Annotated in this window: 14 protein-coding genes and 1 pseudogene; 8 read left to right on the forward strand and 7 right to left on the reverse strand. The window is 67.9% G+C overall.

The genetic code is table 11. The annotated features are described in order from the left end of the window. Positions 1–72: 72 nt before the first annotated feature. Positions 73–378, reverse strand: a complete 306-nt coding sequence (locus tag AB0L60_RS19765) for a hypothetical protein (protein WP_364615733.1) — start codon at positions 376–378, stop codon at positions 73–75. Positions 379–569: 191 nt separating this feature from the next. Between AB0L60_RS19765 and AB0L60_RS19770 the strand changes: the two genes are divergently transcribed. After that, on the forward strand, positions 570–1076 hold the full coding sequence (locus tag AB0L60_RS19770) for a hypothetical protein (protein ID WP_364615736.1): 507 nt from the start codon (positions 570–572) through the stop codon (positions 1074–1076). 54 nt (positions 1077–1130) lie between these two features. Then, complete coding sequence (locus AB0L60_RS19775; protein WP_364615738.1) at positions 1131–1547, forward strand: VOC family protein; 417 nt, start codon at positions 1131–1133, stop codon at positions 1545–1547. Positions 1548–1653: 106 nt separating this feature from the next. Here AB0L60_RS19775 and AB0L60_RS19780 read toward each other — a convergent pair whose 3' ends face one another. Beyond that, a complete protein-coding gene (locus AB0L60_RS19780) occupies positions 1654–2286 on the reverse strand; it encodes a hypothetical protein (RefSeq protein WP_364615741.1) in 633 nt (210 codons plus the stop codon). A gap of 366 nt (positions 2287–2652) precedes the next feature. Between AB0L60_RS19780 and AB0L60_RS19785 the strand changes: the two genes are divergently transcribed. The 3 genes from AB0L60_RS19785 (at position 2653) to AB0L60_RS19795 (ending at position 5071) form a co-directional block, all read left to right on the forward strand. Continuing rightward, positions 2653–2895, forward strand: coding sequence for a hypothetical protein (locus tag AB0L60_RS19785; RefSeq protein WP_364615744.1), 243 nt, complete (start codon positions 2653–2655; stop codon positions 2893–2895). Positions 2896–3007: 112 nt separating this feature from the next. Further along, positions 3008–3184, forward strand: a complete 177-nt coding sequence (locus AB0L60_RS19790; protein WP_364615747.1) for a hypothetical protein — start codon at positions 3008–3010, stop codon at positions 3182–3184. A 405-nt stretch (positions 3185–3589) separates the two neighbouring features. Continuing rightward, entirely contained in the window at positions 3590–5071 is a 1482-nt protein-coding gene (locus AB0L60_RS19795) for a glyceraldehyde-3-phosphate dehydrogenase (RefSeq protein WP_364615750.1), read from the forward strand. A gap of 65 nt (positions 5072–5136) precedes the next feature. Here the strand turns inward: AB0L60_RS19795 and AB0L60_RS19800 are convergent, their stop codons facing one another. Together AB0L60_RS19800 and AB0L60_RS19805 are read right to left on the reverse strand one after the other, a co-directional pair. Next, entirely contained in the window at positions 5137–5847 is a 711-nt protein-coding gene (locus AB0L60_RS19800) for a hypothetical protein (protein WP_364615753.1), read from the reverse strand. A gap of 172 nt (positions 5848–6019) precedes the next feature. Beyond that, positions 6020–6958, reverse strand: a complete 939-nt coding sequence (locus AB0L60_RS19805) for a cutinase family protein (RefSeq protein ID WP_364615756.1) — start codon at positions 6956–6958, stop codon at positions 6020–6022. Positions 6959–7407: 449 nt separating this feature from the next. Between AB0L60_RS19805 and AB0L60_RS19810 the strand changes: the two genes are divergently transcribed. Continuing rightward, the gene (locus tag AB0L60_RS19810; RefSeq protein ID WP_364615759.1) at positions 7408–8190 is read left to right on the forward strand and encodes a helix-turn-helix transcriptional regulator; all 783 of its coding nucleotides are present in this window, start codon (positions 7408–7410) and stop codon (positions 8188–8190) included. 13 nt (positions 8191–8203) lie between these two features. On the opposite strand, the pseudogene AB0L60_RS19815 reads toward AB0L60_RS19810, so the two are convergent. The 3 genes and pseudogenes from AB0L60_RS19815 to AB0L60_RS19825 all read right to left on the reverse strand — a co-directional run. Then, positions 8204–8323 (reverse strand): annotated as a pseudogene (locus AB0L60_RS19815) (nitroreductase/quinone reductase family protein); the annotation flags it as partial. A 671-nt stretch (positions 8324–8994) separates the two neighbouring features. Then, complete coding sequence (locus tag AB0L60_RS19820) at positions 8995–9726, reverse strand: hypothetical protein (protein WP_364615762.1); 732 nt, start codon at positions 9724–9726, stop codon at positions 8995–8997. A 106-nt stretch (positions 9727–9832) separates the two neighbouring features. Then, positions 9833–10609, reverse strand: a complete 777-nt coding sequence (locus AB0L60_RS19825; RefSeq protein WP_364615765.1) for a C1 family peptidase — start codon at positions 10607–10609, stop codon at positions 9833–9835. Between the two features lie 274 nt (positions 10610–10883). Between AB0L60_RS19825 and AB0L60_RS19830 the strand changes: the two genes are divergently transcribed. Beyond that, the gene (locus AB0L60_RS19830) at positions 10884–11828 is read left to right on the forward strand and encodes a LysR substrate-binding domain-containing protein (protein ID WP_364615768.1); all 945 of its coding nucleotides are present in this window, start codon (positions 10884–10886) and stop codon (positions 11826–11828) included. Positions 11829–11972: 144 nt separating this feature from the next. Beyond that, complete coding sequence (gene gndA, locus AB0L60_RS19835; RefSeq protein WP_364615771.1) at positions 11973–13415, forward strand: NADP-dependent phosphogluconate dehydrogenase; 1443 nt, start codon at positions 11973–11975, stop codon at positions 13413–13415. The last annotated feature ends 25 nt before the right edge of the window (positions 13416–13440 follow it).

Raw genomic sequence — 13440 nt, forward strand, 5'->3', positions numbered from 1 at the left:
CCAGTGGGGCCCGTGGTCGTTTCAGACAGCGAAAGGCTGCTGTTCGGGCCGCGGAACTTTTGGCGGCGTGGTCTAGGTGGCCTCGTCCAGCAGGGCGCGCAGCGCCGAGTCGCCGATCTGTCGCAGTTCGTCGCGGCTGCGCCCGGCTGCGGCCTGGACGGCGATGCCGTCGGAGATCGTGTGGACGAGTGCGGCCAGGGTGGCCGGTTCGTGGCTCGACGGCAGGTCGGTGGCCTGCTCGAGCCGCCTGCGTAGCGCGGCCTCGGCGGCTTTTCGTGCGGTGGTGGCCTCCTGGCGTACGGCGTGTGCGTCGGGTCCTGAGGCTTGAACGGTCTTGACGCACAGGCAACCATGGGGCGCACGCCTTCGCCGACGCACGCGAACTCGCCGCGCACCCCGAGGTCGACCTGGTCGTCGTCTCGGTGAAGGCCTCCGGCCACGCCGACGGCAGATCTCGTAGCCGATACGCCGTTCGAGTACTTCCGCTGACGCATTTCACCCGAACGCCCGGTCTCGAACCCGGCGCCGAAGTAGTTCTTGTCCGCAAGCACCCACCACAACCTGAGGCAATGAACATGCGCATGCACCCCAACTTTTACACCGTTGACCATCGGGGTCCCGGACGGCTGAGCATCATGGCCAAGCCACGCGGCGGAGAGTGGCTCGAAGACGAGATGACTGCTCTGAAGGCGTCCGGCGTCGACCACTTGGTCTGCGCGCTCACCGCCGCTGAACTCTACGAGTGCGACCTTGAAGCCGAAGAGCGCACAGCACGCGAGGCGGGCCTGCGGTTCGTTTCCATCCCGATCGTCGACCGTGGCGTCCCCGACCGGGCCAGCGTGCTGCCGACTCTCCAGCACCTCGCGGCGGAACTGAACGACGGTGCACACGTCCTCACCCACTGTCGATTCGGCATCGGCCGCGCATCGCTGCTGGCCGCCGCGCTCCTCGTCCTCAACGGCACCGACCCCGACACAGCATGGAATCGACTCGAACAAGCTCGTGGACTCACCGTCCCCGACACCCCCGAGCAACGCGAATGGACCGACAAACTGCCGCAACGGCCGCTGTCCTGACTAGCAGCTGGAGATCCACCACACCCCTTGGAATCACTCATCTAGGCTCACGGCGTGCATCTGGAGCTGATCACGATCATCGTCGAGGAGTACGACTCCGCCATCGAGTTCTTCGTTGAGACACTTGGTTTCGATCTGATCGAGGACTCCCCGTCGCTCACCAATGACGGACGTCCGAAACGGTGGGTCGTCGTTCGCCCACCCGCCGGGACTACCGGAATCCTGCTTGCGCAAGCGGACGGGGACAGGCAGCGCGGCGCTGTCGGAGATCAGGTCGCTGGGCGAGTCGGGTTCTTTCTCCGGGTCGTCGACTTCGCGGGGACGTATCGCCGGATGGTCGGTGCCGGTGTGAAGTTCGTGACCGAGCCGCGCTCCGAGCCCTACGGTCAGGTTGCCGTCTTCCTCGACATCTCCGGAAACCGATGGGACCTGCTCGGGCCACCCGAACCCGACCGCGCGGGCCGCGGCTGAGCGGGCGAGAGGATCGCGGCGCTCAACCCTCGGGCAGTTCTTCCACTGCGGCTGCGATGGTATTCGGTTCCAACGCAACGACTATCGCGTCCGGTGGTGAACCGGGTCAGGGGAGGACGTTCGGGATCAGTTGCGGGGCCTGTTCGGCCACCCAGGATCCGATGAAAGAGCCTGCGTAGTAGCCGATGTAGGTGCCCGCCACACCGCCGATGATGCCGCCGCCGATCGCACCGATGGGCAGTGCCGCGCCGGCGGTGAGGGCGGTGGCGAGGGCGCTGCCCGCGGTGCCGCCGAGGATCGCGCCGGAGATGCCGCCGAGGATCTGGCCCGCTGTCTGGCCGATGTAGGTGCCGTTCTCGATGGGGCTCGCGATCGGGGTTGCCGTGGCGATCGGTGCGGCGGACGGAATGGGCTGGGACGCAACGGGTTCGAGGGTATCGACGACCGGGGCGGAGGCATCGACGACCGGGGCGGAGGCGGCGGCGTCGGGGACGAAGGCCACCGGCACGGACGGCTGGGCGGCCGCGGCGAGCGCGATCGGCTCGGCGACCGGGCTGTCGGTCGCGACGCCCGCGACGGTGTTCACCATCGCAGTGGGCTCGATGACCCGAGGGGCGGCGGGCTCGGCCGCGGCCGTCCCCACCCCGGCGACGCCGACCGCGGCGGGGACGACCACGGCTACCGGAAGTCCGCGCAGCACTCTGCTGGGCTTGCTCACCACACGATGCCGACCTGCCATGTCTATCCGCCTTTCCAAGCGTCCGCTGTCACACCCCCATCGTCGGCGGCCGGCGCGGCACAACACGAATGTGACCGCCGTCCCAAAATGCGCTGGCGGCTATGGGTATTCGCCGAGGGCAACGACTCCGCGTCAGGGGCGTGCCGCCGGAACCACGGTCTTCACGTCTCGGAATCGCAGGGCACGCGCCTCGGCGATCTATTCGCAAATCAGTGTTATCCACGCGGGCCGATCGAGCGTCGGGCGAGGTAGGCATACCAAACGGTCCAAAACGCTCATCTGAATTACAAATATTTCATATGCTCTGGCGCGCGGAGCAGGGGAAGACTGCACCTGCTTCGCGACGTGGATAAGAGGAACAGCTTCATGAAACGAACCATTCTTGTGAGTGCGGTGGCCTGCGCTCTGTTCGGAGCGGGCATCGGGACGGCCGCGGCGGACGGGCTCCCGCTGACGGATGTCGACATCACGCCGGGCTCGGCCGCCGATCTGGGCAATGCCGTGGGCGCCGGGTCGGTCGATGCCGGTAGTGCGGCGGCGGCGCTCGGCAGCGCCTTCGGCGGCGGCTACGCGGGCGGGGTGCTCAGCAGCCTCTCCGCACAGCGCTGAGGCGCCCAGCGCAGCGGCGAATCGGACAGCGGGCGGTCGTCGTCGCGGCGACCGCCTCCGGTTCGGAACCCGGCAGCGGCGGATTGTCGGTCCGGGCTGAGTGGATTCGGGAGTGCTGAATTCGATTGGTGTACCGCCGTTCCGGGCGGATCGGGATACTGCCGACGCGGTTGCCATGCTGGTCGGGGAGGAGGGCCCGACCGGGTTGCTGGCCGCGCCGGGCGTGCAGGTCCCGCAGCTGACATTCGCGGGTAGAACGGTTGCGGGCCGGGCGATCTGGGTGGGATAGGTCGAGGCGGGGTACCCGGCGGCCGATGCGTGGGAGCGGGTGCGCGCCGCGCATTCACGGACCGGGCTGTGGCCGGTGCTCATCGAGGAACGCACGCTCGAGGGGCTCGAGAACTTCGCTCCGGACGACCAGGGTATCGAGCTCGCCGAACCGGATGGCCGGGCCTGGCTGGAGCGGGCCTGGGCGCAGGTGGTACCGAGGGCGTCGACTCGATTCCACGGAGCCCGCGCGTGCTCACCGCCGCGGATCTGGATCACGACGGACTCGGCTGGGCCGGCGCCTGGGCCGTCCTCGCGGGCCCCCGGCGCGACCTGGATCTCACATGCGGGTAGCCGCGGTTTGTGATACCGCGGGGCTGGATAGCATCGGTGCACGTACGCATCGAGGCAACCCCGAGGATTTGTGTTGACTACCGACCATCTTGACCGCTGGAACGCTCACGAGGCTGCCGCGGAGGCGATGATTCCGATTATCGGCAGGCTGTATCGCGACAAGGGGGTGACGATCCTCCTGCACAGCCGGTCGCTGGTGAACAAGTCGGTGATCAGCATTCTGCGGACGCACCGGTTCGCGCGGCAGATCGAGGGCGAGGAACTGTCGATCGACGAGACGCTGCCCTTCCTCGAGGTGCTCAGCGAGCTGGATCTGGGACCGAGCAAGATCGACCTCGGCCGCCTGGTCCACGCCTACCGCGCCGACGACCGCGGGCTGTCGATCCCCGAGTTCACCGCGACGGTGCTGGCGGAGGTGCTCGACGGGAACAAGGCCGTGGCGCCGGGCCCGCGGGACGTGGTGCTGTACGGCTTCGGCCGGATCGGCCGCCTGGTGGCCCGGTTGCTCATCGAGAAGGCCGGCTCCGGAAACGGGCTGAACCTGCGGGCCGTGGTGGTGCGCAAGGGTGGCGAGGAAGACCTGGTCAAGCGCGCGTCGCTGCTGCGCCGGGACTCGGTGCACGGGCAGTTCAACGGCACCATCAAGGTCGATGCCGAGAACAACACGATCATCGCCAACGGCAACGTGATTCGGTTCATCTACAGCGACTCCCCGGCGCAGATCGACTACACCGAGTACGGGATCAACGACGCGATCCTGATCGACAACACCGGCAAGTGGCGCGACCGCGCGGGCCTCGAGCAGCACCTGCGTCCCGGTATCGCGAAGGTCGTGCTGACCGCGCCCGGCAAGGGCGACGTGCCGAACATCGTGCACGGCGTCAACCACCGCGACCAGGACGTGTCGCAGCAGATCTTCTCCTGCGCCTCCTGCACCACGAACGCGATCGTGCCGCCGCTGAAGGCGATGGACGACGAGTTCGGCATCGTGCGCGGGCATGTGGAGACGGTGCACTCGTTCACCAATGACCAGAACCTGCTGGACAACTTCCACAAGTCGGATCGCCGTGGCCGGTCCGCGCCGTTCAACCTGGTGCTGACCGAGACCGGTGCGCAGTCGGCGGTGAAGAAGGCCATGCCCGACTTCCAGGCCAAGATCACCGGCAGCTCGATTCGCGTTCCCACGCCGGATGTTTCGGTCGCGATCCTGAACCTGCAGCTGAAGCGGGAGACCACGAAGACCGAGGTGCTCGAGTACCTGCGGCAGGTGTCGCTGTCGGGTCCGCTGAGCCGCAATCTCGATTTCACCGCGGCCACCGATGTGGTGTCGAGTGACTTCATCGGGTCGCGGGCGGCGTCGATCGTGGATGCCAATGCCGCCATCGTGGATGGTGACACCGCGATCCTCTACCTCTGGTACGACAACGAATTCGGCTATTCGTGCCAGGTCGTGCGGACGGTGCAGTACATCTCGGGCATCGAGTATCCGACGTACCCGCGGCTGGGCGAGCAGGACCTTGCCGAGGGTGTGCCCGCTGTGGTCGCGGCGGTGTAATTCCCGATTGACGATGTGAACGGGGCCGGGCAGTCACACTGCCCGGCCCCGTTCACATGTCGGGTCTAGCTGGATTTGACCGGCTGCCAGCACACCACGCGAGCGGGTTGCGGCGTGACGGTCGCCCCGGCGGGGATGGCGCACTGGTTGGGGTCGGTGGTGCCGTCGAAGCGGCCGCCGATCTGGACCGTGACGCCGGGCCCGGCCTTGCTGGCGCAGTCGACCGGGGTGATCTGGTTGACGTCGGCCTGCATCGAATAGCAGTCGCCCACCTTGACATTGGGGGCGAAGCACAGCGAGTGGTTGCCGTCGGTCAGCACGAAGTAGCCCGCGTCCCGGAGTTTGCCGTCCGGGCAGGTGGCGCCGTTGGTGACCGAGGCGGCCAGCTCGTAGACGGCGGTGTGGTCGTCACACGGGGTGGCGTGGATCTTGCCGATCTGGGCGCCGCGGTAGTCGCTGGCGGTGACGCAGTTGCCCACGGCGAGTTCGGGATCGTGGGTGGCGGTCGTGCTGGTGCCCTTGGTGACGGTGGCGAGGATGCCGAGCGCCAGGATCAGCACGCCCGCGACGGCGACGACGGTGCCGGTGTGTTTGGGCAGCCCGGCCGAGGCGGCCGCGTCGTCCGCGGGCCGCTTCGCCCGATTGTGCAGGACGAGGCCCACCACCAGCAGGGCCACGCCGGCCGCTGGGATCAGCAGGGTGCCGGCGGAGACGCCGGAGGAGTCGGCCGAGTCGGCAGCAAGGATCGCGGTCGACCCGATTTGACCAATGAACACTGTCTTTCAATTCCTTCCGGTCCGCTGACGGACACGGGCAGGAAGGTACCCCGAGGCGAGGACCGGTCGGGCTGTTTTGAAATGAACTCGTTCCGGAAATTTGCGGACATGACGACGCGGGCCGCGTCGCCCGGTAGGTCGGGGCGACGCGGCCCGTGTGGGTTTCGTGTCGTCAGGGCTTCTGGTCGGCGGTGTCGGCGAGCCAGTTGTGGAGCCAGGTGGTGGCCGTGGTGCCGTCGGCGTCGACGACGTAGTGCGGGTAGGACTGGTGGACGCCGGAGGCCAGGAAATCCTGGACCTGGCGGAGCCACTGCTCGCTCGCGGGGTCGTCGGCCGGGGCGGACAGGATGGCGGCGCCGCCCTGCCAGAGGGCCTCGTTCAGAATCGATTGCAGGGTCATCGCGTAACTCGGGATCTGGACCGGATCCTGCGATGTCAGCTGGGTGAGCAGGCCGGCCGAGCGCCCGGCCAGATCGTCGTTGGGGACCGAGCAGTAGAGATCGCCCGCGGCGCAGAAGGTGCGGACCTTCGGGCTGAGCCAGCCGAAGCCGCCGGCGCGCGCTCCGCCCGCGCCGGTGCCGGGGACCTGCGGGCCGATCAGCGCATCGGTGGGGGAGCGGCGCGGGTCGGAAATCAGCCCGACCGCGACCACTCGATCGGGCGGGATCACTCCCAGCCCGGTGCCGATCTCCGCGGCCAGGTCGCCCGCGGCGTCGGCGCCCTGGCTGTAGCCGATGAGCGCGAAACGCGTTGCGGCGCACCGTGCCGCGGTCCCCGCGACCAGCGCCCGCGCGGCATTCACGGCGTCCCGTTTGGAGCTGCCGTAGACCTCGCCGTCCCAGGGGAAGGCGGTGGCGGGATAACTGACGTAGTCGGTGTGCACCGTGCTGGGCAGCCCGCGGGTGACCTGCGAGAGCATGCCCTGCTTCGGGTTCTCGATGGAGGTCTCCCAGGTGCCCGGGACGGCTATGACAGAGAGATCCGGGCAGTCGGCGGGCGCGGCCTGCCCGCTGGACGCGCCGGTGACCGTCAGGATTCCGGCCGCGGCCGCCACGACGGCCGTGAGGGCGCCGCCGGCCACCCGGAATGTTCGCAGTGCTCGAAAGGACAAGGCCCACACCCTTTGTTCGAATCGTTCGGACGACTTTTCCACCGCAGGGTCGTGCTCGGTGCAACATACCAAAGGAACTGGTTTGCCCAGCGGCTGATCGCGCGGGAAACGCCGGTAACCGGACGGATCGGATATCCCGGACTTGCCTTCGGAGAAGCCGGTTCGACGTTGTTCTGCCCGAATTCGGTTGCGCCGTATCGAGTTCGATGACGGCAATTCCTCGAATTGCGAAGACCGGCAGCACCGATATCGAAACGCTGTCGCTGTGGCACGTCGATCTCGAAATGCCGTGGGATTGCCGATTCGGGCCTTGCCTCAGCGGATTGCCGGTGTTGTTGCGGGACACGGCGGTGGAAATTGTGGCAGCATTCCGTCCTGGGCGTTGCCCCGGCCGCGATCTTGGAGTGTTGTCCGACGATACGGCGGGGCGGGAAGGAAGCCGGGCGGCTATGACGGGCCGTGTAGGAAGTATCGACGAGAGGCAGGCGCTCGCGCTTCCCTCGTTCGGCGAACTGCTGCGCCGGTTGCGCGACGACCGGGGCGTCTCCCGAGAACGCCTGGCCTTCGCGGCCGGAGTGAGCGCCAGCTATATCACGCAGCTGGAGAAGGGCGGGAAGGCCAAGCCGACCCGGGCGGTGGTCGACGCGCTGGTGCGGTGCCTGGAGTCGTGGAATCCATTGTCGGCCACGGAGCTTCGTTACCTGCACGATCTGGCGGGACTGGAGATCGGCGGCTATCCGACGGTCGCGGAGTTGCGGAAGTCGATCGATGCCGACATCCTGCGGGTGCTGGCGATGCATCGGCCGAACCTGGCCGCGCTGTACGACACCCGCGGGAATGTGCTGGCCGGGAACGAAGATTGGGCGCAGGCGTTTCCCGGATTGCGCGAGGTCGGGAATCTCTACCGGTGGATGTTCACCGATCCCATGGCCCGGGAGGTGATGGCCGATTGGGAATCCGATGTCCGGCAGTGGGTCGGCTGGCTGCGCGGGACCGTGGGGTCGGCCGCGGATCCCGGCGGATTCGCCGGGATTATGCGGGAACTCGGCGCCTTTCCGGATTTCCGGCGATTCTGGGTCACGGGCGACGTGGGATTCGCGCCCCCCGTGCACACCATGCGGCTGCGCGATCGGAGCACGGGCGCGGTGCGGAGCTTCCGGGTGCAGGTCGGCGTGCTGAACACCGAGCTCTATCCGGGCCACATCGTCGCCACGGTCGCGCTGGCCGTCTGAGGCGGCGCGGCGACTAGCCGGCCGGCCGGAGGATCACGACCGGAATCTCCCGTTCGGTCCAGGCCTGATAGGTGTCGAAGTCGGCGTACGCCTCGACGAGCCGGGGCCACAGCCGGGCCCGCGCTACCCGGGACACATGAGCATTAGCCGCGCCGGGGTAGCGGGATGGGAAACCCCGGGGCCTAGCCTGCCCCGGGGTTTCGGTGTCCGCCCATTTGCGGCACGCCGACACGTTTAAGAACGGGTTGAGTCTGAAGTTAACGTGACGCTCTGCGATTGAGCTACGGCCCATTGGTGGCTGAGCCGGCGGGAGTTGAACCCGCAACCTTCACGCTGACAATCCGTTCCCTCGATTCGGCGTTCGGCGGCGAATGCTGAAACTGGAGCGAGAGTGTGAGTTTGAGGGCGCGGTGCCTCTGCCAATTGGGCTATCCCGCCGTGGATGGCGGGAGGAGGATTCGAACCTCCACTGGGCCGCTGTGCCCGTCACAGGGAACTTCGGTTTCAGCTTGCGCTCCTTGCGCACCGCCGACTGTAGACGGCGCCACGGCGGTCGGCCAAGCGATTATTCATCGGCCGTTCGCTGGTCGCCGAGTTGCTCGGCAGGGGACAGCGGGTGGTGGCGGCGGTGCGGAACGACACCCTCGCTCCGTGGCTCGTCGCCAAGGGGGTCGACATCGGCGGGCTGGGGGCGTACGCGCCGGGCACTATCCCCAGCTCACCCACCCGGCCCAGCTTGCCGGCGATCTCGAACCGGTCCCCGGCCCGCTCCGCCGGTGACTCCGGCCATGAACGGCGCGGGGATCAGCCGAATAGATATCCGAAGATCTCAGCGCCCAGCTTGCGCTGGGTGATCTCGGCATTGTTGGCCTCCTCGCGCGCGAACTTGACCGCGTGCTGGAGCTTTTCGACGCGCTCGGTGAGTTCGTTGACGCGCTTGGCGGGCAGCGCGCCGGAGAACCTGATGGTGCGCCAGTAGCCGACCACCACATCCTCGTGATACACCTCGACCTGCGCCGGGTGCTTCTCCGTCGCTTCGGCTTTCACGTGGTTGCGCGGAATCTTCTTGGTGCGCACCGTCTGTACCGGCTCGGTGGCGTAGCAGTCTGCGGCGGCATCGTATTCCCACGACTCCGCGGCATCCAGCACCGGCAGTTTGCGGACGAAGGTGTGCAGGTCCACCAGCTGCTTCTCCAGGAACAGCAGGTAGGTGATGGGCGCGCCCTGCACCAGGGTGCGGCCGTCCACCACCACATCGGCGGTGGCGGTGCAGTTCGCCCAGTCCTTGGTGGCCACCACGTCGAACAGTTTGGTCAGGATCTCCGCCGTGGCCTGCAGGACCTCCTCGGATCTCACCTGGACGCGCGTCGACTCGGGCGGCAGCTGCTCGCCCTCCTCGTCCTTGGGGCGGTAGGTGCGCGAAATACCGCTCAGCAGCGGGTTCTTGGCCAGTTTGTGATGGGCCTCGGTGAGGTCGGAGAAGGTCCGGGACTTGATCCCTTTCTCGACGGCGACAATCTGATTCAAACGTGTCATTCCGGCACTGTATCGGTGCGCACGCGGCAGCGACCACCGGTTTTCGGCGGTCGCTGCGATGGGCATCCGGCTTGGCGGACACGCGGTTTCGGCCTGTCCGTGGCGGCTAGCCGGCGACAGTGCGGATGGTCCAGAGGTCGGACGCGTTGACCGAGAGCATGTACGCGTAGGGCAGGGTGCCGTATCCGTTCCGGCCCCAGGCGGTACCCCAGGAATTGCGGATCCGGAATACCGATCGGGAGTCGTCGTATCCGACCGCGACCACGCAATGTCCGCCCACCACCTGTTCATTGGGGGCGGGCAGGGGGATGTCGCCGGTCTTGTCGACCTGCGGGGTGAAGATGCTCTCGTAGACGGTGAAGCCGAAGACGAACGGATATCCGTCGGCCAGGCACCCCTGCATCTGGGAGAGCGTGCGCGCCACCCGGGAATACTGGATGGCCCGATGCCCGGCCGCATCGGTGAAGCACTTCTGCGGCGGTTCGGTCGCGAATTCCGAAATATCGTAGGGCCATTCGGATTCCGGGCAGGCGCCCACGGTGGCCACGCTCTTGATGCCGTCGCGGATCATCGCGCCCGCGTCCTGACCGACCGTGCCCTCCATGACGCGTTCGTTGTAGTAGATGAACAGCCGGGACGGCACGGATACGTCGGCCAGTTGCTCTTTCATGGCGTCGAACTGCAGTGCCCCCGCAATGCCGTTGCCGGTGCAGGAGCCGAGCTTGCCCTGGTCGTAGACGGGGGCGAACTTCGAGGTCAGGTCCACGGACGGCGGCAGCTGGGCGATCGTCGCGGCCGGCGCGGCATAGAGGTGATCGCGCTGGTCGGGCAGGTCCGGAAGCCAGCCGAGCCCTTTGTTCTGCTTGATGCTGATTGCTTTCATGACGGGCGGTCCTTCGATGGAAACGGTGAATCCGCCCGGCGGGGCGAGTTCTGATGCCCTCCAGTGCAGCCCGGGCCGCCGCGATCGGAAACCAGCGAAATCCGAAAACATCTTCACTCGAACTGATGGGGGTATGTCCCCGAAAATCGGGTAGCCCACCACTCGTTACCCGGACGGCCGGGCGCGCGATATTCGATGGGCACGAGAAGGAGAGAAACTGCCGGCGGCAACCGGTCATCGACCACCGGTGCCGAACGGCGCGAGGGGGTCGGTCGTGGAGCTGCGGCAACTGCGTTACTTCGTGACGCTGTCGGAGGAACTGCACTTCGGGCGCGCCGCGGCGCGCGAGCACATCGTCCAGTCGGCGCTGAGTCAGCAGATTCAGCGACTGGAACGCGAGCTACGGGTCCCGCTGGTGGAGCGCAGCACCCACCACGTGCGCCTCACCGCCGCGGGCACGCTGCTGCTGGGCGAGGCCCGGCTGATCCTCAGCCACGTCGACCGGGCCGCGGCCGCGGCGCGCACCATGACCGGGACCGATGCCGTCCTGCGGGTTGCGCAGGGGGACGCCAGTTTCGACACCATGCCGGTGGTGCTGGCCGCGGTCCGGCATCATCATCCGGAACTGGTCGAGGTGCATCAGGTCGAGGCCGGGGTGCCCGAGCAGTGCCGGTTGCTCGCCCAGGGGCGGCTCGATGTCGGCATCGGGCGCGCGACACAGCTGCCGGAGGGGGTGGCGTCGGAGGTGATCCGGTTGGATCGGCTGGGTGTGCTGGTCGCCGCGGAGCATCCCTGGGCGCACCGGCACGCGGTGCCGCTCGCCGAACTGGCCGGGGAGACGCTGGTGTTCGCCGACGAATCCCGCGCGCCGGAATTCAACGAGTACATCCGGGAGCTGTGCCGCACAGCGGGATTCGCGGCCAAGTCCTACCCGGGCACGGTGCACAGCGTGCTGGGCGCGGGCCGGCTGGTCCGCGACGGTCACGCGCTGGTGTGCGTGCCCCGGTCCTGTGCGCCGCTGCCGGGCCTGCGCTGGATCGCGATCGCCGAGCCCGCCTACTATCCGTGGTCGTTGCTGTGGCGCGCGAGCGGTGAGACCGAGGCCGTGCGCTCCATCCGCTGCTGTGCGCGGGTACTGGGCGAGCGGCTCGGCTGGACGTCCCGCCGCGAACCCGAGGTGGCCGCGGTCTCGCCCGTCACCGGCCGCCTGGCGGGCTGAGCCCGGCCGCGTGGCCGGGGTCCCTCGGTGCGGCGGAGGCCCGACCGGGTAGAAAAGGTATGGCGTCGTGGAGCGCATCCGTCGATGCCGCCGCCGAGGAGACTTCGTGCGGTCATCACAATCTTCGAACGGAGAGGCTGTTTCATGGCGACCTCGGAAGCGCGCGCTCAGATCGGCGTGACCGGCCTGGCGGTCATGGGTAGCAATATCGCCCGCAACTTCGCACGGCACGGGTACACCGTGGCCCTGCACAACCGCAGCATCGGCAAGACCGACGCGCTGCTCGAGGCGCACGGCAGCGAGGGTGATTTCGTGCGCACCGAGACCATCGAGGAGTTCGTGGCCGCGCTGGAGAAGCCGCGCCGCGTGCTCATCATGGTCAAGGCCGGTGACGCCACCGACGCCGTGATCGAGGAGCTGGCCGCGGCCATGGAACCCGGCGACATCATCATCGACGGCGGCAACGCCCTCTACACCGACACCATCCGCCGCGAGGCGGCCATGAAGGCGCGCGGCCTGAACTTCGTCGGCGCGGGCATCTCCGGCGGTGAGGAGGGCGCGCTGAACGGGCCCGCCATCATGCCGGGCGGCCCGAAGGAGTCCTACGAGTCGCTGGGTCCGCTGCTGGAATCCATTGCGGCGCAGGTCGACGGCACCCCCTGCTGCACCCACATCGGCCCCGACGGGTCCGGCCACTTCGTGAAGATGGTGCACAACGGCATCGAGTACGCCGACATGCAGCTCATCGGCGAGGCCTACAACCTGTTCCGGGACGCGCTGGGCTTCGACGCCAAGCAGATCGCGGACGTGTTCACCCAGTGGAACTCCGGTGAGCTGGAGAGTTACCTGGTGGAGATCACCGCCGAGGTGCTCGAGCAGGTCGATGCCAAGACCGGCAAGCCGCTGGTCGACGTGATCGTGGACGCCGCCGAGCAGAAGGGCACCGGCCGCTGGACCGTCAAGTCCGCCCTCGATCTGGGCATCCCGGTGACGGGTATCGCCGAGGCCGTCTTCGCCCGCGCCCTGTCCGGCTCCCGCGCCCAGCGCGCCGCCGCCAAGGGCCTCGCCTCCGGCGCCCTCGGCGAAAAGCCCACGGATGTCGCCCAATTCACCGAGGACATCCGCCAGGCCCTCTACGCCTCCAAGATCGTCGCCTACGCCCAGGGCTTCGACCAGATCGCCGCGGGCTCCGCCGAATACAACTGGGACCTGCACCCCGGTGACCTGGCCACCATCTGGCGCGGCGGCTGCATCATCCGCGCCCGCTTCCTCAACCGCATCAAGGAGGCGTACGAAGCGGACCCGGCCCTGCCGAGCCTGATCCTCGCCCCGTACTTCCGCGAGGCCATCGAGAACGCCGTCGACAGCTGGCGTCGTGTCGTCGTGACCGCCACCCAGCTCGGCATCCCGGTCCCGGCCTTCGCCTCCTCGCTGTCGTACTACGACGCCCTGCGCGCCGAGCGTCTCCCGGCCGCTCTCACCCAGGGCCAGCGCGACTTCTTCGGCGCGCACACCTACGAGCGCATCGACGCCGAGGGCAAGTACCACACCCTGTGGAGCGGCGACCGCAGCGAAGTCCCCGCGTAATTTCCGGTAGGACAAGAAGTTCTAC

The sequence above is a fragment of the Nocardia sp. NPDC051981 genome, assembly GCF_040680715.1.
Lineage (GTDB): Bacteria > Actinomycetota > Actinomycetes > Mycobacteriales > Mycobacteriaceae > Nocardia.

What these genes read in the sequence shown, in the direction of transcription:
- AB0L60_RS19770 (WP_364615736.1), top strand. Translation starts at nt 570, where the DNA reads ATGAACATGCGCATGCACCCCAACTTTTACACCGTTGACCATCGGGGT.
- AB0L60_RS19780 (WP_364615741.1), bottom strand. Translation starts at nt 2,286, where the DNA reads ATGGCAGGTCGGCATCGTGTGGTGAGCAAGCCCAGCAGAGTGCTGCGC.
- AB0L60_RS19785 (WP_364615744.1), top strand. Translation starts at nt 2,653, where the DNA reads ATGAAACGAACCATTCTTGTGAGTGCGGTGGCCTGCGCTCTGTTCGGA.
- AB0L60_RS19810 (WP_364615759.1), top strand. Translation starts at nt 7,408, where the DNA reads ATGACGGGCCGTGTAGGAAGTATCGACGAGAGGCAGGCGCTCGCGCTT.
- AB0L60_RS19820 (WP_364615762.1), bottom strand. Translation starts at nt 9,726, where the DNA reads ATGACACGTTTGAATCAGATTGTCGCCGTCGAGAAAGGGATCAAGTCC.
- AB0L60_RS19825 (WP_364615765.1), bottom strand. Translation starts at nt 10,609, where the DNA reads ATGAAAGCAATCAGCATCAAGCAGAACAAAGGGCTCGGCTGGCTTCCG.
- gndA (WP_364615771.1), top strand. Translation starts at nt 11,973, where the DNA reads ATGGCGACCTCGGAAGCGCGCGCTCAGATCGGCGTGACCGGCCTGGCG.